Annotated in this window: 14 protein-coding genes; 8 read left to right on the forward strand and 6 right to left on the reverse strand. The window is 37.6% G+C overall.

Features of this window, described 5'->3' with window-relative positions; translation table 11 throughout:
- Nucleotides 1–62 precede the first annotated feature (62 nt).
- From topA to CA2559_RS00745, 7 genes are all read left to right on the forward strand, one after another.
- Complete coding sequence (topA, locus tag CA2559_RS00715; RefSeq protein ID WP_013185913.1) at nt 63–2,588, forward strand: type I DNA topoisomerase; 2,526 nt, start codon at nt 63–65, stop codon at nt 2,586–2,588.
- 89 nt (nt 2,589–2,677) lie between these two features.
- Nucleotides 2,678–3,844 (forward strand): formimidoylglutamase, encoded by a 1,167-nt coding sequence (locus tag CA2559_RS00720; RefSeq protein ID WP_013185914.1) that lies wholly within the window; start codon nt 2,678–2,680, stop codon nt 3,842–3,844.
- Between the two features lie 122 nt (nt 3,845–3,966).
- Entirely contained in the window at nt 3,967–5,331 is a 1,365-nt protein-coding gene (gene porK, locus CA2559_RS00725) for a T9SS ring complex lipoprotein PorK/GldK (RefSeq protein WP_013185915.1), read from the forward strand.
- 81 nt (nt 5,332–5,412) lie between these two features.
- Nucleotides 5,413–6,051, forward strand: a complete 639-nt coding sequence (porL, locus tag CA2559_RS00730) for a type IX secretion system motor protein PorL/GldL (protein ID WP_013185916.1) — start codon at nt 5,413–5,415, stop codon at nt 6,049–6,051.
- 48 nt (nt 6,052–6,099) lie between these two features.
- On the forward strand, nt 6,100–7,638 hold the full coding sequence (porM, locus tag CA2559_RS00735; RefSeq protein WP_013185917.1) for a type IX secretion system motor protein PorM/GldM: 1,539 nt from the start codon (nt 6,100–6,102) through the stop codon (nt 7,636–7,638).
- Between the two features lie 14 nt (nt 7,639–7,652).
- Entirely contained in the window at nt 7,653–8,543 is an 891-nt protein-coding gene (gene porN, locus CA2559_RS00740; RefSeq protein ID WP_041241056.1) for a type IX secretion system ring subunit PorN/GldN, read from the forward strand.
- A gap of 69 nt (nt 8,544–8,612) precedes the next feature.
- The gene (locus tag CA2559_RS00745; RefSeq protein ID WP_013185919.1) at nt 8,613–9,656 is read left to right on the forward strand and encodes an NAD(P)/FAD-dependent oxidoreductase; all 1,044 of its coding nucleotides are present in this window, start codon (nt 8,613–8,615) and stop codon (nt 9,654–9,656) included.
- On the opposite strand, the gene CA2559_RS00750 is transcribed toward CA2559_RS00745, so the two are convergent.
- The 3 genes from CA2559_RS00750 to CA2559_RS00760 all read right to left on the reverse strand — a co-directional run bounded on the left by CA2559_RS00750 (nt 9,657) and on the right by CA2559_RS00760 (nt 12,162).
- Nucleotides 9,657–10,718, reverse strand: coding sequence for an NAD(P)/FAD-dependent oxidoreductase (locus CA2559_RS00750; RefSeq protein WP_013185920.1), 1,062 nt, complete (start codon nt 10,716–10,718; stop codon nt 9,657–9,659).
- Between the two features lie 67 nt (nt 10,719–10,785).
- Nucleotides 10,786–11,028, reverse strand: coding sequence for a NifU family protein (locus tag CA2559_RS00755; RefSeq protein ID WP_013185921.1), 243 nt, complete (start codon nt 11,026–11,028; stop codon nt 10,786–10,788).
- Between the two features lie 3 nt (nt 11,029–11,031).
- Nucleotides 11,032–12,162, reverse strand: coding sequence for an Mrp/NBP35 family ATP-binding protein (locus CA2559_RS00760; protein ID WP_013185922.1), 1,131 nt, complete (start codon nt 12,160–12,162; stop codon nt 11,032–11,034).
- A gap of 177 nt (nt 12,163–12,339) precedes the next feature.
- Here CA2559_RS00760 and CA2559_RS00765 point away from each other — a divergent pair, with 177 nt between their 5' ends.
- Nucleotides 12,340–13,119: a pseudouridine synthase gene (locus CA2559_RS00765; protein WP_013185923.1), complete on the forward strand. Its 780-nt coding sequence runs from the start codon at nt 12,340–12,342 to the stop codon at nt 13,117–13,119.
- On the opposite strand, the gene CA2559_RS00770 is transcribed toward CA2559_RS00765, so the two are convergent.
- Genes CA2559_RS00770 through CA2559_RS00780 form a run of 3 tightly spaced genes read right to left on the reverse strand, consistent with a single transcriptional unit; the run spans nt 13,116 to nt 21,688 of the window.
- Nucleotides 13,116–14,123, reverse strand: coding sequence for a PorP/SprF family type IX secretion system membrane protein (locus CA2559_RS00770; protein ID WP_013185924.1), 1,008 nt, complete (start codon nt 14,121–14,123; stop codon nt 13,116–13,118). The genes CA2559_RS00765 and CA2559_RS00770 overlap by 4 nt on opposite strands.
- 8 nt (nt 14,124–14,131) lie before the next feature.
- Nucleotides 14,132–21,226: a T9SS type B sorting domain-containing protein gene (locus tag CA2559_RS13485; protein WP_013185925.1), complete on the reverse strand. Its 7,095-nt coding sequence runs from the start codon at nt 21,224–21,226 to the stop codon at nt 14,132–14,134.
- 3 nt (nt 21,227–21,229) lie between these two features.
- A complete protein-coding gene (locus tag CA2559_RS00780) occupies nt 21,230–21,688 on the reverse strand; it encodes a hypothetical protein (protein ID WP_013185926.1) in 459 nt (152 codons plus the stop codon).
- Nucleotides 21,689–21,721: the final 33 nt, after the last annotated feature.

The following is a 21,721-nucleotide window of genomic DNA, read 5'->3' on the forward strand; positions in this document are numbered from 1 at the left end:
AAAGATATTTTTCACGGTTAATTTTTTTTTACCCTACTTTTGCACTCTCTTATATAGGAAATATGGCAAAGAATTTAGTGATTGTGGAGTCTCCGGCAAAAGCCAAGACAATTGAAAAATATTTAGGTAAAGATTATAAAGTAGAGTCTAGTTACGGACACATTGCAGATCTTCCCTCAAAAGAATTAGGTGTAGATGTAGAAGGTGATTTTTCTCCAAAATATGTAGTATCTAAAGACAAGAAAGATGTAGTTAGAAAACTAAAAAAACTTGCTAAAGATGCTGAAACTGTATGGCTAGCAAGTGATGAGGATCGCGAAGGAGAAGCTATTGCGTGGCACCTTTTTGAAGAATTAGACCTTAAAAGTGAAAGCACTAAGCGTATTGTATTTTCTGAAATTACTAAAACTGCAATCGAGCGTGCAATAAAAAACCCAAGAGGTATTAACTATAATTTAGTTAATGCACAGCAGGCAAGACGTATTTTAGATAGACTTGTAGGTTATGAGATTTCTCCAATTTTATGGAGAAAAGTAAAAGGAGGCCTTTCTGCAGGTAGAGTACAGTCTGTATCTGTTCGATTAATTGTTGAGAGAGAACGTGAAATATTAGATTTTTCTCCTGTTGGCTCTTACAGAGTAGATGCTGAATTTAAAACAGAAGACGGCGCTTCTTTTAAAGCAAAACTTCCAAAGAATTTTGACACTAAAGAAGATGCAGAAGCATTTTTAAAAGACAATTTAAATGCAGATTTTAAAGTAGGAGATCTTACTAAAAAACCTGCTAAGAAATCACCTGCACCACCATTTACAACATCTACCTTACAACAAGAAGCATCACGTAAATTATACTATTCTGTAAGTAAAACCATGACAATGGCACAACGCTTATATGAAGCTGGTATGATTACATATATGAGAACAGATAGTGTAAACCTTAGTGACCAAGCAAAGAAAGGTGCAGAGAAAGAAATAAAGAAAGCTTACGGAGACAACTTTCATAAATCTAGAAATTATAAAGGCAAAAGCAAAGGTGCACAAGAAGCACACGAAGCTATTAGACCAACAGATTTTTCTAAGCACACTATTTCTGGAGACAGTGATCAAGTAAGGCTTTACGAACTTATCTGGAAACGCGCAATTGCATCCCAAATGAGCGATGCGCAGTTAGAACGTACAAACGTAAAGGTAGAAGCAAACACTCACGACAAGCAGTTTACTGCTAACGGTGAAATGATAAAATTTGAAGGTTTCTTAAAAGTATATCTAGAAGGCTCAGATGATGAAGACCAAGAGCAAAGTGGTTTATTGCCAAATATGAAAGTTAACGATACTCTAGTAAATTCATACATTACAGCAACAGAGCGCTTTACAAGACCTCCAGCAAGATACACAGAAGCTGCATTGGTTAAAAAGTTAGAAGAGCTTGGTATAGGTAGACCATCTACATACGCACCAACAATTACCACAATACAAAACAGGAAGTATATAGAAAAAGGAACTGTAGATGGCGTAGAAAGAGATTATGCCAAACTACAACTTAAAAATAATAAGGTTTCAGAAAAAACTATGACTGAAACTGTAGGAAGCGACAAAGGAAAACTTGTACCTACAGATGTAGGTATGGTTGTAAATGATTTCCTTGTACAACACTTCTCCTCTATTCTTGATTACAACTTCACTGCAAAAGTTGAAGAAGACTTTGATGATATTGCAGATGGTAATGAAAAATGGAAAGATATGATGAAAGACTTTTACAAAGACTTTCATCCTAAAGTAAAAGATGTTGCAGAAAATGCAGAACGAGAGGTAGGAGAACGCATACTTGGGAAAGACCCTAAAACAGGAAAGCCTGTAAGTGTACGCTTAGGTAAGTTTGGACCAATGGTTCAAATTGGCTCTGTAGAAGATGAAGAAAAACCATTATTTGCAAGTTTAGGACCAAATCAATCCTTACAAAGTATCACGTATGAAGAAGCTATGGATTTATTTCAGCTTCCAAAAGAAATTGGCGAATATAACGGCGAAAAAGTTGAAGTAAACAATGGGCGCTTTGGTCCTTATGTTAGATACGGAAAAACATTTGTTTCTTTAGACAAAGGAGAAGACCCACTAGATGTCTCTATGGATCGTGCTTTAGAACTCATTAAAGCAAAAGAAAAAGCAGACGCGCCAATTTATCATTATGAAGATTTGCCAGTTCAAAAAGGTGTTGGTCGTTTTGGCCCGTACATTAAGTGGAATGGTATGTTTATTAATGTAAATAAGAAATATGACTTTGACAATCTAACTAATGATGACATAGTAGAGCTTATTGAAATTAAAAAACAGAAAGAAATAGATAAGGTTGTTCACAACTGGGAAGATGAAGGCATACGCGTTGAAAAAGCGCGTTGGGGAAGACATAATATTATACAAGGAAAAATAAAGGTTGAAATTCCTAAAACTGTCGATGCTCAAAAGCTTACCTTAGAGAAGGCCCAAGAATATATTGAAAAAAAGAAGCCTAAGAAAAAAGCTACTAAAAAGAAAACTACAGCTAAGAAGAAAACAGCTACAAAAAAGAAGACAACAACTAAGAAAAAGTAGTTAATAAATGACAAAGTTCAATTTTATGAAATCTCTAGATTTCTGTTAAAACTTTGTACATTTAGAGTTTTCTAAAAATCGAATATTTTATGAGTCTTGAGGTTCTAAAACCTGTAAGTAAAAATGTACTTGCTCACAAAACGTTGTTGCATGAACATACAATTGGTAACGCTATAAAAATCCATAGTCAACAAGAAGGACTACCTTCTCTTGCAAACGTAAACATTGCAATTTTTGGAGTTTTAGATAGCAGAAAAACTCAAGACTATTTAGGACAAGAATTTGATTTTGATGAAATTAGAACATCCTTCTATGAGCTATTTCCTGGAAATTGGCATCTAAATATTGCAGATTTAGGAGATTTAGAAAAAGGACACTCTGTAGAAGATACTTATGCAGCAGTAACTGCTATCACAAAAACACTTTTAAAGCAAAACATTATCCCAATAATTTTGGGTGGCGGCCAAGATTTGGTATATGCTCAATACCGTGCATATGACAATGAGGAGTATATGGTTAACCTAGTTAATGTAGACGCTCACTTTGATTTAGGAAACGCAGACGAGTCTATGGACAATCGCTCTTTCATGAGTAAGATAGTTATAGACAAGCCTTACAATCTCTTTAATTACTCAAACATAGGTTACCAAACCTATTATAACGCTCAAGAAGAAATAGATTTAATAGAACGCCTTTATTTTGACGCAATACGTCTTGGCGAAGCAACTCACGACATAAAAACAGTTGAACCTGTTATGAGAGATGCCAATATTGTTTCGGTTGATATTTCTTCATTAAATGCTTCGAGTTTAGGAAGCCATTCACACAAATACCCAAATGGATTTGATGGAAGGGAAATTTGCAGTATTACAAGATATGCTGGCTTAAGCGATAAAGTTAGCTCGTTTAGTATTTGTGAGTTACAGGGCAAGACACAAAATGAAACTTCAGCAATGCTGGTAGCACAAATGCTATGGTATTTTATTGAAGGTGTAACATTTAGAAGAAATGAACATACTATTTCAGCGAAAAAAGAGTTTATAAAATATCAAGTTCCTATTGACGAGGAGATCTTGGTTTTTTATAAAAGTCCGTTGTCTGAAAGATGGTGGATTGAAATTCCATTTTTTTCAGACATTGATACTAAATTGAATAGAAGCACGTTATTACCTTGCAATCAGCAAGATTATTTAGAGGCGTGCAACCAAAATATTCCACAAAGATGGTGGAAAGCTCGTCAAAAGAATGAATTGTAGATTAAACGTATAATAAACTAAATATCAGATTAAGGTTTTTTTAACTTATTTAATTGGTTTTTTGAAATTAATTAGATAGGTTTACGGCCTTGATTTAACAACAACTTAACCTAAACGTAGTTATGAAGAAAGTTTTAATGCTTTTTGCTTGTGTCGCATTCCTTGCAAGTTGCGGAAACGGAGATCGTGGACAGCTTGTAGGCGCCAAAGGAAAACGATGGCATCCTGAAAAGCCTTATGGAATGACAACTGTATCTGGAGGATCATTTATCATGGGTAAATCTGATGATGATATTGCAGCCCTTAAAAACGCACCTACTAAAACTGTTACAGTACGTTCATTTTATATGGATGAAACTGAAATCACTAACTCAGAATACAGACAATTTGTAGAGTGGGTTAGAGATTCTGTTGTAAGAATGAGACTTGCAATATTAGCAGATGAGCTAGGTGAAACACCAGGAACTGGTGGCATTGGAGAATATGCATTTCTTGACCAAGATCCTGATAACCTTACCCCTTATGAACAATACATGTTAGATAACTATGCAGGGTTAGGAGAAACAGGTTATGAAGGTCGTAAAATTAATAGAGAAATAGACCTTATTTGGGAAACTGAAGAGTATCCAGATGAATACTATGTTGAGGTGATGGATACAATGTATTTGCCTCAAGAAGAATCTTACAACGGCCAACGAACTATGGACGTTAGCAAATTTGAGTTTCAATACACTTGGATGGACATTCAAGCTGCAGCAAGAGCTAAAAAAGGAAAAAGAAGTGACTTTATTAAAAGAGAAAATGTAAAGATTTATCCAGATACTACGGTTTGGATCAAAGATTTTAGTTACTCTTATAATGAGCCAATGCACAATGATTATTTCTGGCATGCTGCTTATGATGATTATCCTGTAGTTGGTGTTTCTTGGCAACAAGCTAAAGCATTTTGTGCTTGGAGAACATTAGAACACAATTCATACAGAAAAGAAAAAGGACAACATTTTGTAAATACATATAGGCTTCCTACAGAAGCAGAATGGGAATATGCTGCTCGTGGTGGTATAGAGTCTGCTTCATATCCTTGGGGTGGCCCTTACACAAAAAATGATAGAGGTTGTTTTATGGCTAATTTCAAACCACTACGTGGTGATTATGCTGCAGATCAAGCTTTATACACTGTAGAGGCAAAATCTTTTGAACCAAATGATTTTAACCTATACAACATGGCAGGTAACGTATCAGAATGGGTAGATTCTTCTTATGACCCTTCTTCTTACGAGTACTCTTCATCTATGAACCCAAATGTTAACGATGTTAGCAACAAGCGTAAAGTTGTACGTGGTGGTTCTTGGAAAGATGTTTCTTACTTCCTACAGGTAAGTTCAAGAGATTATGAGTACGCAGATTCTGCTAGAAGTTATATTGGCTTCAGAACAGTACAAGATTACTTAGGAAATGATTTAGACTTAAATCGTCCTCCTCAATAAAAGATCAAAAACAACTACTTAAATAAACCCTTAACTAAAACTAACCTCTATTAACTTAGAGAACTTAAAACTACTTAAATTATGGCACAGTCAAAGTCAGGAAAAAAATTAATGAACATGGTATACGGTCTAGGTGCGGCCGTTGTAATCTTAGGAGCACTATTTAAAATTATGCACTGGCCTTTTGGTAACGAAATGCTAATTATAGGTTTGATAACAGAAGCACTTGTATTTACTGTTTCTGCTTTTGAGCCTGTAGACTCAGAACTTGACTGGTCTTTAGTATATCCTGAATTAGCTGGTGGAGCAGCTAGCGGTAAGAAAGCTGTAGCTCCAACAGATGCAGAAGGTGTTTTATCTAAGAAATTAGATGCAATGCTTAAAGAAGCTAAGATAGATGCAAACTTAATGAGCAGCCTTGGTGATAGTATCAAGAATTTTGAAGGAGCTGCTAAAAATATGTCTCCTACTGTTGATGCTATTTCTTCTCAAAAGAAATATAGTGAAGAGTTAACTCTTGCTGCTGCACAAATGGAAACATTAAACAACCTTTACAAAGTACAAGTAGAGTCTGCTGCTAAACAAAGTGAAGCAAATACTGCTGCTGCAGAAAATGCTGTTGCGCTTAAAGCACAAATGGAATCGTTAACTCAAAACTTATCTTCATTAAACGGCGTTTACGGCAATATGTTAAATGCTATGGGTAACAACAGAGCCTAATTTTAATTTTTAACTATAACAGATAACTACTATTTAAAAAATTAAAATATGGCATCAGGAAAACAAACTCCAAGGCAGAAGATGATTAACCTAATGTACTTGGTTTTCATTGCAATGCTTGCACTTAACATGTCTAAAGAGGTACTTACCGCTTTTGGATTAATGAATGAAAAATTGGTTGAAGCTAACGCAGATACTACACAACGTAACCAACTTGCTATGGCTGGACTTGCAGAAAAAGCAAGTGAACAACCAGCTAAATATGCACCTTTAAAGGAGCAGGCAGATCAAATAAACGCTTTAACAGAAGAGTTGGTAGGATATATTGATGGTGTTAAAAACAAATTAACAGCAGAAATGGATGATCCTACAGACTACGAGACTATGGATAAATCTAATGATTTAGATGAACTATGGTACAAAGGAGGAAAAGTTACACCAGAAGGTCAAGAATTTATTGACAAGATGGATACTTACCGAAATGGTGTTGTTTCAGTTATTGGAGCAGACTTACCAAAGGTTAGAGCAGAAGTTGAAAAAGACTTCTCAACAGCACCAGAAAAAGATCGTGATGGTGTAGAGAAAGATTGGTTAAGCTATAACTACGTAGGATTTCCTCTAGTTGCATCTATTACTAAACTTACGCAAATACAAGCAGACGCTAAGACAGTTGAAAGTGAAATTCTTTCAGACTTATTAGCAGGACAATTAAAGTCTGATGTTTCTATGACAAACTATCAAGCTATAGTTGTACCAGAAAAAACTGCATTCTTTAATGGTGAAAACTTTAAAGGTAAAGTTGTATTAGGACGTTTTGATAACTCTTTAAACTTTGACAAAGTAACTGTTAACGGAAAAGATTTAGAAAAGACAGTTGGCGGTCAAGTTGTATTAGATTTTCCAGCAGGAAATGTAGGAGAGCAAGAGATTAAAGGTGAGCTTCAGTTTAAAGAAGGAGACTCTTTAGTATCTATTCCTATTACAAGTTCTTATGCTGTTATCCCAAAACCAAATGCTGCTGTAATTTCTGCAGATAAAATGAATGTAGTTTATAGAGGTGTACAAAACCCTATGACAATTTCTATTCCAGGTGTTGGCTCTGTTAGTGCTAACGCTCCAGGACTTTCTCCTGCAGGAGGCGCTGGTAAATACAATATGAATGTTACCACATTAAAGCAACGTGAAGTTAAAATTAACGTAAGCGGAAAGTTACCAGGTGGTGAGACCGTATCAGACAGCAAAACGTTTAGAATTAAAGATATTCCAAGACCAGTAGGAACTGTTCGTGGTGAAGAAGGATCTATTAAAATGCAACGTAACGGATTAGAGATTTCTACTATCGGAGCAGATTTACCAGATTTTGACTTCCAATTAAAATTAAATGTAACTGGATTTAAATTTAGAGTACCAGGTCAACCAACTGTAAGAGTTAATGGTAGCCGTTTAGACTCTAGAGCTAAATCTACTCTAAGAAGAGCAAAACGTGGAGAAACAGTTCAGATTTTTGATATCGAAGCAGGTATCTCTGGAAACTCTGGTTACAAGTTGAAAAAAGTATCTCCTGTAATTATTGAATTAACAAACTAAGATTGATGATGGCTATGACTTCAAATCGATTATTACTTACACTATCTGGACTTTTGATAACCTCTTTAGGGTTCTCTCAAGCAAACTTGCTTAACGCAAAAACTCCAGATGAAATTGGCGTTAAAACCGAAGAACAAATTAAATATGATAACGATGATCCATTAGAGTATGGGTACGTTGATGATAGAGATGTACTTTGGTCTAAAACGACTTGGGAAATAGTAGATTTGGATGAACGTGTAAACTTTCCATTATACTATCCTATAGATACTAATAATATTGGAAAAGACAGAAGATCTTTATACGATGTACTTCTTTCTAATATTAAAAATGGAAATATTGAAACCATCTATACAGATTCTTATTTTACAGAAAAAAGAACTTTAAAAGATATTTCTGCTGCTTTATCTAAAGTTGATACTACAGATTATGGTATCGAGCAATATAATGCAGGTGAAGAAATAGATGCTCAGTATATAACAAGACGCGATATTAACGCTGGAGATATATCTGAATATCATGTTAAAGGTCTTTGGTATTTTGACAAGCGTCAAGGTGAATTAAAGTATCGTTTACTAGGTATAGCACCTTGTGCTCCAGATGTAAACTTTATAGATGAGGAAGACACTCAAGTAGTTGAATTATTTTGGGTATGGTTTCCTGGTGTAAGAGAAGTTTTACATAACGCTAAAGCGTTTAACAGGCAAAACTCATCACAACCAATCACGTTTGATCATTTATTAAATTCAAGACGTTTTAACGGTGTTATTTACAAGGAGGACAATGAGTATGGTGATCGTACTGTTGAAGACTACATAAATAACAATGCATTAATGCAACTGTTAGAATCTGATAGAATTAAAGAACAGATAAGAAACTTTGAACAAGATATGTGGAATTACTAATTCCTAATCTCGTATAAACATTCTAAAAAACGCCTTTCTTTTTGAAAGGCGTTTTTATATTTTTAAAATATGCAGGAAACAGATTATATTATTGTAGGTTTTGGATTAAGTGGCTTAGCTGTAACGAGACAATTACAGTCTCATAACAAAAAGGTTGTTGTTATAGACAAGCCTTCTCAAAACGCTTCTAAAGTTGCTGGAGGTATGTATAACCCTGTTATTCTTAAACGTTTTACGTTAGCCTGGAATGCAAATGAACAACTACCCTACGCGCTTCAGTTTTACAAGTCAATAGAAGACGAATTAAAAATTAAAATAATTAATCCGTTACCAGTATACAGACGTTTCTCTTCTATTGAAGAACAAAATAATTGGTTTGAAGCTTCAGATAAACCATTATTAAATGAGTATTTAAATTCAGACCTAAAGACCACATTAAATAAAAACGTAAATGGCAATTATGGTTTTGGTGAAGTAAAACAAACCGGTACTATAAACACCGAAAAATTAATTAATGCCTTCAAATCAAAACTTAGTAGCAATACTAATTTTATTGAAGAGAATTTTAATTACGATTTATTACAAGTTAATAAAGACAGTATAATTTACAATAATCTAATAGCAAGAGGAATAATTTTTTGCGAAGGTATTGGTGTTAAAAACAACCCATATTTCAATACATTAGATATACGAGGAAATAAGGGAGAATATTTAATAATAAAAGCACCTCAATTAAACTTAGAAGCAGCTGTAAAATCTGGCATATTTATAATACCGTTAGGAGACAACACCTACAAAGTTGGTGCTAGTTATGATAGATTAGACACAACTACAAATCCTACAGAAACTAAAAAGATTGAATTAAAGAAGCAACTTGATGCTATCTTAACAACAGAATATCAAATTATAGATCAAGTAGCAGGTATAAGACCAACAACAAAGGACAGAAGACCTTATATAGGCAGTTTAAAAGAACATGAGAATGTATACCTTTGTAATGGTTTAGGAAGCAGAGGTGTTATAACATCTCCAACTATCTCGAAGCATTTGGTAGATCATATCTTAAAAGACCTACCAATACCTTCAGATATAAGTTTAGAGAGACATTATTAATTACCCTATTTTTTGTACTACTTCTTTTTTGGCTGTTTTAACAGAACCATCAAATCCGTGAACACCACCAACAGTAGTATACTTCATTACATAGCGTTTATCTGGATTTATTCTTTGAAAAGCACTTTGACACATTAAAGTAGCCTCATGAAATCCACATAATATCAATTTGAGCTTACCTGGATAAGTATTAACATCTCCAATAGCGTAGATACCAGGAATATTTGTTTGATAATCTAAAGTGTTATCAACTTTAATGGCATTTTTTTCTATCTCTAATCCCCAATCAGCAATTGGTCCTAATTTTGGAGACAACCCAAATAAAGGGATAAAATCATCTACTTCTAGCAAGGTATCCTGCGCAGCTTTATCTTTATGCTGTATAACTACGGATTCTAGCTTTTCTGAGCCGTTAATTCCAACAACCTCTGCATTGGTTACTAATTTAATTTTTCCTAGCTTAGATAGCTCAGAAACTTTCTCAACAGAATCTAACGCACCTCTAAATTCACTTCGTCTGTGCACCAATGTAACCTCAGAAGCTACATCTGCTAAAAAGATACTCCAATCTAAAGCAGAGTCTCCACCGCCAGCAATTATTACTTTTTTATCTCTATATACTTCTGGATCTCTTATTATATAAGACACACCACGATCTTCAAAATCTTTAATGTTTGAAATAGGTGGTTTTCTAGGTTCAAAACTTCCTAATCCACCTGCTATAGCAACTACAGGTGCGTGATGTTTAGTTCCTTTATTGGTAGTAACTATAAATGTCCCATCTTCCTGTTTATCTATTGTTTGAGCGCGTTCTCCTAGAGTAAAACCAGGTTGAAAAGGCTCTATTTGCTTCATAAGATTATTTACCAAGTCACCAGCTAATACTTCAGGGAAAGCAGGAATATCATAAATGGGTTTTTTAGGATAAATTTCAGAACATTGCCCTCCAGGTTGTGGTAATGCATCAATTAAGTGACATTTTAATTTAAGAAGTCCCGCTTCAAAAACTGTAAATAAACCTGTAGGTCCAGCTCCAATTATTAATATATCTGTTGAAATCATAAAATTTAAAAATGAAAAATTATGCCAACTTTAATAAAAGCTAGCAATTAAAGAAATAGATGTAAGGTTATTGAGCGGTGTTAATCACCTTTTCAATTTGTGGTGCATGCTTTTTAATTGTCATCTCAACACCACTCTTAAGTGTCATTTGGTTAACACTACAACCAACACAATTACCCATAAGCTTTACAAAGACTGTTTTATCATCTTCAATACTAACTAAAGAAATATCACCGCCATCATTTTGTAAAAATGGGCGTATTTCTTCTAATGCAGCTTGCACACTATTATATAATTCTTGTCCTTCCATAAGTTAATTCTTTACAGCACTACAGCCGGCCATTGTTGTAATTTTAATAGCTTCAGTTGGAGGCAAATCTTTATTTCTGTTCACAGTTTCTTGAACTGTATTTTTGGTGATATCTATAAATGCTGATTCTAAAATAGTTCCTGTTTGTAATGCAGCTGGCCTTCCTATATCGCCAGATTCTCTAATACTTTGTACTAAAGGTAATTGGCCTAAAAACGGAACACCTAAATCATCTGCTAAATTTTTAGCACCATCTTTACCAAAAATATAATATTTATTGTCCGGTAATTCTTCTGGTGTGAAGTAGGCCATATTTTCCAATATCCCTAATACAGGTACATTAATGCTTTCTTGTTGAAACATAGCAACACCTTTCTTAGCATCTGCTAATGCAACATTTTGTGGAGTACTAACTACAACCGCTCCAGTTATTGGTAAAGATTGCATGATACTCAAATGTATATCACCAGTTCCAGGAGGAAGATCTATTAAAAGAAAATCTAATTCACCCCAAGCAGCATCAAATATCATTTGATTTAAAGCTTTAGCTGCCATAGGTCCACGCCAAACTACTGCTTGATTTGGTTTAGTAAAAAAGCCTATCGAAAGTATTTTTACACCGTAATTCTCTACTGGCTTCATTTTAGATTTACCATCAACAGTAACAGACAAAGGTCTTTCTGCCTCAACATCAAACATAATTGGTGCAGAAGGGCCATAAATATCTGCATCTAACAAACCAACCTTAAAGCCCATTTTAGATAATGAAACAGCAAGATTAGAGGTCACTGTAGATTTTCCTACACCTCCTTTACCAGATGCAACAGCTATTATATTTTTAATGCCAGGAATTGCCTTTCCTTTTATTTCATTTGTTTTTTGAGGTGCCTCTATTTTTATATTAACCTTTACCTTGGCATTTTCATCTAAACCGCTATGTATTGCAGAAATAATATCAGATTCTGCGCGCTTTTTAATATGCAATGCAGGTGTAGTTAATGTTAAATCTACTATCACTTCATCAGCAAAAGTCACAACGTTAGTAACCGCACCACTCTCTACCATATTTTTACCTTCTCCAGAAACAGAAATTGTTTCCAAGGTTTTCAATACAGATGCTTTATCAATCTTCATAATTTGTAATCTCTTAATTAGAATTATTCTAAAGTGCAAATGTACGGGTTAGACATTTAAAAATAAAGCGCTATGGCAGATTAGATTTATGAATATATATAGCTTCTATGTAAATTTAACGTGCTTGAAGATATTACAAAATGAATAGCTGTATCTTTGCAAAAAAATATTAGAATTATGAGTAGAGATGGACGTCGAAACGATAACGCTTCTAACAAGAAAAATAAGCCAAAAGTTGAAACCGTTGATGGTGGCATTAGGCTAAATAAATATATTGCTAATGCAGGAATTTGCTCAAGAAGAGATGCAGACATCTACATAACTGCAGGTAATGTTACAGTAAATGGAAAAACTATAACCGAAATGGGTTATAAAGTAAAGCTTAGTGATGAAGTTAAATTTGACGGTAGAAGCATAACTCCAGATAAAAAAGAATACTACTTACTTAATAAACCTAAAGATGTTTTTGTATCTGGCAGTTTAAATGAAAGCGGAATGACTGTTTTAGATATAGTAGGTCGCGCAACAAAAGCGAGATTAAGTCCTATTGGTAAACTTGAAAGAAGCGCAATGGGATTAGTTGTGTTAACAAATGACGGTACACTTTCTAAAAGTTTAGCAAATCCAAGACATGGTATTAGGCAAATTTACCATGTACAGTTGAATAAAGAATTAAGTCAAGTAGATTTAGAAAAAATACGTCAAGGTATCACTTTAGAAGATGGAGAAATTAAAGTGGTTGACATTAGTTACGTAGAAAATAAATCTAAAAGAGAAGTTGGAATAGAAATTAAAAGTACTAAGTCTCATATTGTACAAAGACTATTTAAAAGTCTTAATTACGAGATCAAATACCTTGATAGAGTAGTATTTGGAACTCTAACTAAAAAAGACTTGCCTCGTGGTATGTTTAGACACCTCACGAAGCAAGAAATAATTAATTTAGGAATGATTTAGTAATTAATTGCAGGACAGTTACAATCGTAACGATCTCTTCTTTCATTAAATTTAAATCCTATTGTTAACTGATGAAATCCTGAGTTACTTAACACTACAGAATTTGCTTGATAACTATACGTGTAAGCAAACATAAAATTGTTATAGTCTACACCAACAAATGGGGTAATTAACTGAAGCTTTTGGTTACTTACCTCTACACCATCCTGTGTAAACTCAGCGCCCTCAAAACTCCTTCTGTAAGATAAGCCTCCCCAAAGTCTACCAAAGTCCATAGCTTTATAAACTTTCATATTTAAATCTATACTACGCTCTTGTGTTTCATCTGTTGATTGAAACATAATTGATGGCTCATAACTCCAATCACTTCCATAAGGACTAATTGTATACCCTGCAGAAAGTAAATAACGTCTTTGGTTGTTAGATTCTAAATCTTCTGTAAATATATCTCTATTTGCAGGTAAGGCATTCTTAACTGTTAAATGAGAGAAAAAGTCTAAAAAGTAATATGAAACACCAAAGTCTAAATTAAAATAAGTATCAGTTTGTTCTATTCCGGTAACAATAGGGTCAAACATTGTAAAAGTACTTTCATCCAAACGACCTTGAATAGCACCTATACTTAATCCAAAAGATAATTGATTTAAATCAATTTCATTCCTAGATAATAATAAATGATATGCAAATGTTGCGTAAGCACCAGTTTGAGAAAAGTTACCATTACTGTCGTTAAATAAAATACCACCGACACCAATTTTATCTGTGATTCGACCATTTAAAGATAGTGTTTGTAAACTCGGAGCATCTTCAACATCAAACCATTGTTGTCTAGCTGTCAATCTAACTTTACTTGCATTTGAAGCACCAGCCATAGACGGATGCAACAAATATAAATTATCAGTTAAATAATCTGAATAAACAGGAATTCCTTCTTGTGCGTTCACAAAAAATGAACCTGATATTAGCATTAGTAAAGCTAATGCACTTTTAATTTGAGTTGTCATATAAAAAATTATCGTTTCAATGTAAAGTTAGCTCTGAACTCCTGTATGGATCCGTCAGCCGGCTCCACGAACTCGACGCTGAACCAGTAATCGTCGCTAGGAAGCACACGACCGTTGAAGGTCCCGTCCCATCCGTTGCCCGTTGGACTCAACTGCTTGAGCAGCTTCCCATAGCGGTCAAAGATATAAATTTTAGCCGCAGGTTGCCCATCTATCCCTATGATATTCCAAGTGTCGTTGTAGCCATCTCCATTAGGGGTGAAGAACCTCGGGTAGTCTATGATCCCGAATGGGTCACCGACCTCGCCGCAGCCTTCCACATCCACAGCATAGCCTATATGGCTACCAGGACCCACACCAGTGAACACGTTGGAGGTCTGCAGCGGACCGTCATCTATCCTGTAGAGGTAATCCTCCAATGGTAATGGTTGCCCGTCCTGACCCAATGGTGTCACCGTCACCGTATACTCCGCCTCCTCGTTGAACGAGGTCTCCGTCACACTGGCATTGGCCGCGAACGGCGCAGAGCTTGGCGTGAAGGTCACCGTATAAGGATTGCCGTTCTCATCAAGACCGTTCTCACAGCTAGGCATTCCCGAGACCGGGTCATTAACCCTGGTGATCACCACACTGTAGGTGGTGGCCTGTGTAAGGCTGGTCACCGTATAGATCGCATCCTCGTTGCCGTCGCCATCTGCATCAATATTGTCAGGCGTCCAGTCATAGGTATACTCAAGTCCGTCTGTCGCACCAAGGTCATAACCGATATCAAACGGAGAGAGCACATTCCCCTGAGCGTCCGTACACACGATATCGCCCTGAGGCATCTGAAGCGCAGCCGGAAGTACCGGAAGTGACTGTACCACAAGGTCGAACTCCACCGTACCGTCACTGCGGCAGCCCGTCACCGGATTGAAGAGCTCGGCGATGATCGTCTGGGGATTTACCGTATTGGTATACATCACGGCATCCGCAGCATCTATCTCGATACCTGCATCATAGTCCGCCTGGCTCGCATAGTACACAACCTCGGTGTCAGGATTCATCGATCCGTCTATCTGCCCGTCCCTAACCGTGAGGTCGAACATCGTGGAGGTGTCCTGGTCCATGGCGCTGTCTGCACACAGGAAGATATCATCCACATCTCCCATCACGAACTCCGGCTGCGTGTCCACCGTTATGGTCAGCTCCGCGAGGTTGTCGCTGTTGTAGCACTGTGTCATCGTCGTGTTGTCAACCACCCTGATATATACAGGATTGTTCACCGCCTCGCTGAACAGGAAGCCGTCAGGGATCGCATTGACACCCATGTCTGCCTCTGCCTGCGTGAAGTGATAGGTCACCGTGAAGTCTGCTATAGGTGTTGCCAACAGGTCTGGAACAAGGTTGTTGGTCACCTCCTGTGCATCGAAGGCCGTAATGCCCGGCGTGGTATCCTCAGGCTCGCAGAGTGCTGCCGTGTAGGACGTGTCCGTGAGTACTGGATTGGCGTTGACCACCACCTCGAAGCTTACAAGAACAGAGCAGGTATTGTTCTGGTTACCGTTCTCCACGCGTACCCATATCGTGCGAGTCACTGTATTGTATGCCGTCTCCTCTGCTGCAGGGATGGCGTTGATGTTGTCAAGGGCATCCTGCTCACTCAAGTGGTATGTCAAATCGACGTTCTCTCCCATCGCTATCACATCCCCACTTGCCGTAAGGTCGAAGTCAGCCATGGTGTCGATAATTCCGTCGCTGTCATCACAGGATTCCTGGTCAAGCTCTCCGTTCTCGTTGGTACTGCTAGGTGATGGTAACGGCAATACCGTAAGGGTCATCGTCGTGGTATCGGAGCATTGCCCCATCGTGGCCGTGTCCACAACCTCAACGAAGATCGTCTGGTTGTTCTGCGTATTCTCATACATCGCAGGATCCGCTATAGGATTGTCATTGTCCAGGTCTGCCTGACTCTCGTAGTAGTATACCTCTATGTTCGACAGTACCGGGCTTTGACCGGTGATCTCCTCGTCCTTCACCGTAAGGTCGAAGGTCGTGATCGCAGGGTCGTCATAGTCGTCATTACAGATCCTGAGTGCCGTAGGGGCATTCACCACGGGAAGGGCCTCAACCGTGATCTCGAAGCTGCCTACCGTCACACACTGGGTATCATCGCCCTCAAGGCGTATCCAGATGGTCTGAGGGTTGGTCTGGTTCTCGTACATCTGTGGCATCGAGATCGGCATCGTGCCGTCCTCAGCCTCTGTCTCGCTCTCATGGTAGCTCACCGTCACATCCGGCTGGGTCGTGCCCAACGCATTAGGGGTGTTCTGGGTAAGGTCGAAGATCGCCTCGCCGTCCCCGTCGTCGTCACACTGGAATAGGTCATCCAGGCTCTCGATCTCAGGTGAGGCCGTCACGATCAGGTCAAGCTGGCGGATGGTCGTACAGCCAGTGATGTCATTCTCCGCTCGTATGTAGATATCATCGACGTTGGCCTCCGTGTTCTGGTAGGGCTGCGTCGTATCGATCGCATCGGTGCCCATCTCCGCCTCGGCCATCGTCTCGTGGTAGGTGATGCTCACATCAGGCTCGTTGTTCAGTATCATCATCGTCTGGCTCTCAAGGTCGAACTCCTCCACGCCGTCATTGTCGATGTCGCAGAGCTCATACTCGAAGATCATATCGGCAATGCTCGGATTCGGGTTCACCACAAGGGTCAATGTCGTGAAGTTCTCACATCCGAACTCGTCCTCGACCCTCACCTCCAGGGTCTGAGGGTTTGCTATGTTAACATAGCTCTCAGGGTCTGCAATAGGGTTACCAGGGATGTCCGCCGTGGTCTCGTAGTAGAAGATATCAACATTGGCGTCGCCGTTGATCACCGTGTCCATCGTCGTCAGGTCGAACGTCGCGACCTCATCCTCGGTGTCCACGCCGGTCTCGTCATCACACACCTCAAGCTCTTCAGGCTGGTTCGCAGCCGGAAGGTCACGTACCCTGAGCTCAAGCTCTACGATGTTGTTGCAGTCGGCCATGTTCGATGGGTCCGTCACCCGGACGTAGATCGTCTGAGGGTTGCCCTGATTCGTATATGCCGTCGGGTTGCCGATGGCTCCCATATTGTCCATCGCCTGCATAAGTGTCTCGTGGTAGGTGATGTCGTAGAGTGCAGGGTCAAGACCGTCAAGGATCTGCATCTCTGCCTGCGTCAGGTCGAAGACTTCCTCGCCGTCACTGCCTAGATCACAAAGCACCAGCGGGTCTGGTGTCTCGAGAAGAGGACTGTCATAAACGATCAGCTCAAGCTCGGTGAAAAGAACGCAGCCATTGATGTCGTCCTCCACGCGAACATAAACCGTCTGGGTGTCCTCCATCACATTGCCGTAGGGACTCGAAAGGTCATTGACACCATTGATGGCGTCGCTCTGGGTTGGGTGGAACGTCACAACAAGGTCAGGGTTGCCGAGGGCTATGCCATTGCTCGTGCTGTCAAGGTCGAACTCGGAGAAACCGTCGTTGTCCGTGTCACACACCTCCAAAGGCTCTGGATCCTGGATAGGTGCGCTTGGGGTAGTCTCTAGTTGAAAAGATGCCGTTAAATAACATGTTGTATTTTCATCATTTTCTACTCTTACAAACACAGTTTGAGGGTTTGTAGTATTAGTGTATGCTGTCGGGTCTGGTATACTGGTATCATTTGTATCCGCGCCTGCTTGTGTATCGTGATAGGTAACTGTGTATAAAAACGGATCTTGCCCAGCTAAAACACTGTTGTCATTATTAGTTAAATTAAATTCTGCAAAACCACCTGTCCCCTCATCACATGCAAAAAGATCATCTGGCTCCCCAATAGCAACAGAGAAAGATTCGATTTGAAAACTTACTGTTTCATAACATTCTGGAGAGGCTGTATTTTGAATTCTTATATAAATTATCTGCGGATTGGATAATGCAGTATAATTAGTAGTATTTCCAATTGGTGCATTAGGCGTGTCTGCATCTAATTGACTTTCATAATATGTTACATCATAACTATTAGGGTCTTGCGCTCCCAAAACTATAGGTGTATTTGTCTCTAAATTAAAAAATGCGTTACCCATTGCATCTTCACACTCTTCTAAATCTTGAGGAGCTGCAGCAACTGAAGGTCTATCATTTACAATAAGCTGAAAGCTAGTGGTGTCATAACAACTAGAGTCTATATTGTTTTCAATACGCACAAAAATGGTCTCAGGATTAGACATATTAGGGTATGCCGTAGGATCTTCTACTATTGGAATATTAGCATCTGCATCTGCTTGAGAATTATGATATGTGATTGAAAACTGAGTTGCATCTTGACCTCCTAATACATCACCTTCAACCTGAGTTAAATCAAATAATTGAGATGGACCTCCTGTTGAACATTGTTCAAGGTTTGGAGGCATATTAGCAATTGGAGTATCATTTACTGTTAAGGTAAAAGTATCAGTAACAAAACAATCTACAGATGAGTTTTCTTCTACTCTCACAAAAATTGTTTGAGGGTTAGAAGTATTTTGATAGGCTGTAGGGTCTCCCGCAATAGCAACATCATTATCTGCGTCTGCCTGACTAGAATGGTATGTTACTGTGTAATTATTAGGATCTTGACCATTTAAAGCTTCATCATCATTTTGAGTTAAATCGAAAGTTGAAGTGCCTGGCCCATCTGACTCACATTGAGCAAAATCTTCCAACTCTCCTATAGATACTTCAAAGCTTGAAATTACAAAACTATTAGTATCGAAACATTCTCCAGAATTTGCATCTTCTATTCTTACAAAAATTGTTTGAGGGTTAGATCCTGCTGTGTAACTAGTTGCATTAGGAATTATCGGCGTTCCTAAATCTGCATCTGCTTGAGATTCGTGATATGTTATAGTAACATCTGAAGCTGTTTGAGCTCCAAGAACATCATCATCATTCTCTGTAAGGTCAAAAGTTATTCCTCCACCTGTAGAGCATAGCTCAATATCTTGTGGCTCATTTGCAATAGGTTGAACATTTACAATTAAAGAAAACCTACCTGTATCGTAACAATCAACATTTAAATTATTTTCGACACGTACATAAATTAATTCTGGGTTTGCAGTATTCAAATATGCATTAGGCGTAAGAATACTAGGCGTTCCTGCATCTGCATTAGCTTGAGTAGTATGATATGTTACTGTAAAATCATTAGGATCTTGCCCATTTAATGCATTTAATTCGTTCTCTGTTAAATCAAATAAAGATGTATCTGGAGTTCCATTATCACATTGCGTTAGATCATCTAAAAGGCCAACTTCTGCAGTAAATGATGAAATTGTAAACGAAGCAGTATCATAACAATTTCCCGATGTTGCATCTTCTATCCTTACAAAAATAGTTTGTGGGTTTGATGATGGCGTGAACATTGTCGGATCTGCAATTAACGGCATACCCATATCTGCATCTGCTTGAGATTCATGATATGTAATTGTATAATCTGCAGCAGTTTGGGTTCCTAGCACATCATCATCATTCTCTGTTAAATCAACTACTATAGGTGATATTTCATTACATAAAACAATGTCTTGTGGCATATTAGCTACAGGAGTAGGTAATACATCTATACATACTGTCTCTGTATACGTACAACCATAATCATCTTCAGCTATGTAAGTATAACAATTTTGCCCTACTGTATCTGGCTCAACTGTAATAACATTACCATTTGTTGCTACAATTGTTGGATCTGCTTGCCATTCTTCATTGGTTATTACTGGTGTAAAAGATTGGTCTGGTGGAACAATACTTGAATCAAAATCTAAAAACCATTCAAAAATGTAACCGTCATCAAGAGTTATATTATCTGTGATAGTTAAACACCAGTCACCATTAAGAGTAGAGCCTAACAAATCAGTGAATGGTTCATCTGTCATATAAGTTCCTGGCGTAATACTAGTTCCACTTGGACAACCACCGTCTGTAGGTGCTCCTGTTAAATCTACTGTTGCATTAGGGTCAAAACAATATTGTCTACCAGTACCTGGACCAGAAGTAGTATCATCTATAGGACACCCTAAAAAAGTGCCGCCTCCAGCTTGTTGTCTTATAAAAATTGACTCACCACTTGGACTGGTTAGCTCTATATCTAAATCTCCTATATAGGAATGCTCCATGTTTATACAAACCTGAAGAAAATTACTAATATCATCTAGTGTTTGCCCATCGTTAAAACAATCTACTGTTATACAAGTTTCATAGGAAACTCCATCTCCATCTGGTAAAAATGTAGTACCCGCAACCGGTGGTGTGCATTCCACTGTAAAATCAACAGGGCTTACATTTCCTGTAATATCAGTAGTTTCACCTATACAAATTTCAGAATCCGCAGCAGAAGTACCTGTAAAATCTGGTTCTGTAGCTACTTGAATAACTTGTGTAGCAGGCATTACACTCGTACAGTTATATTGGTCTGTAATAGACAGTATTACTTCATAACCTCCACTTGCTGCATAGGTATGAGTTACTGTTTCTCCCACAGCGGTAGTACCATCACCAAATGCCCAGTTAAACACAGGATTTTCATCATACCCTTCTGAAAAAGTTCCGCTTCCAGTAAGTGTTAATTCATCTCCTAAACAAGTTCGATATATATCATTGACAAATACTGATGGTGTAACAGAGTCTATCTGTGGTGTTATAATTTGACAAGGTACATAACAAGACACTTCTGCTTCCCATCCAGGTGCATTTCCAGTTGGGTTTGATATATACTCAACCGTTAAACAACCTGTAGGGTTTAAAGAAGATGCTACAACAGTGAAAGGATCCATTATATTCCCTGAATACATTCCAATTACAGGAGCTGTTGTATCATCTCCATCATATATTGTCATTATATCAACATTCTGTTGAGTTTGAAAAAATGTAAAATCAAATTGAATAGCACCTTCTGCAAAATCTGGACAAAATGTATATATTAAATTTTCATTAGATTGAGGTGCTCCACTTGGCCCACCAGAATCATAAAACATACCAGTACATTGTGAAGATGAACCGTTTTGCATATTTACATCCTGTGCATTACATATAAATGTGAAACATAAAAATAGTAAGGGTAGTAATTTCTTCATAGTCTATCTTTCAGTAGTGTTGTTTACTTCTTGGGGAAATACAATAAGTAATAAATTTTGATTATCTATTTTATAATAATGTGGCTTTACATCATACCAATTAATATTATATATTAATGGATTAAAATTAGTTAGATTAAAGCTTAACGGTTTCTTTAACGATGCATTGAATGTATTAAACACCGGCACTTCAGAAAGATAAACCTCATCTTCTATTTTATTTAAAATGTCTTTGTCTGAAGTGACAACAATTCTTTTTTGAAGCAGATTCTTAATAAAATTATAACGTGCTTTTCTGTTAAATATTTCTTTTTCAGAATTTTCACTATAAACTTCCTCTACTAAAGTAACCACCTGAGAGTCTGATGGTATCTTATATATATTGTTAATTTGCGCACTAACACCTAAGTTTATTAACACAAAACAAATTAACACCCAATACTTAGGAGTAATATTCTTCATAAGTCTTATTTATCCGTTAAGTGCGGAAAAGTA

The sequence above is a fragment of the Croceibacter atlanticus HTCC2559 genome (assembly GCF_000196315.1).
GTDB classification, from domain to species: Bacteria; Bacteroidota; Bacteroidia; order Flavobacteriales; family Flavobacteriaceae; genus Croceibacter; species Croceibacter atlanticus.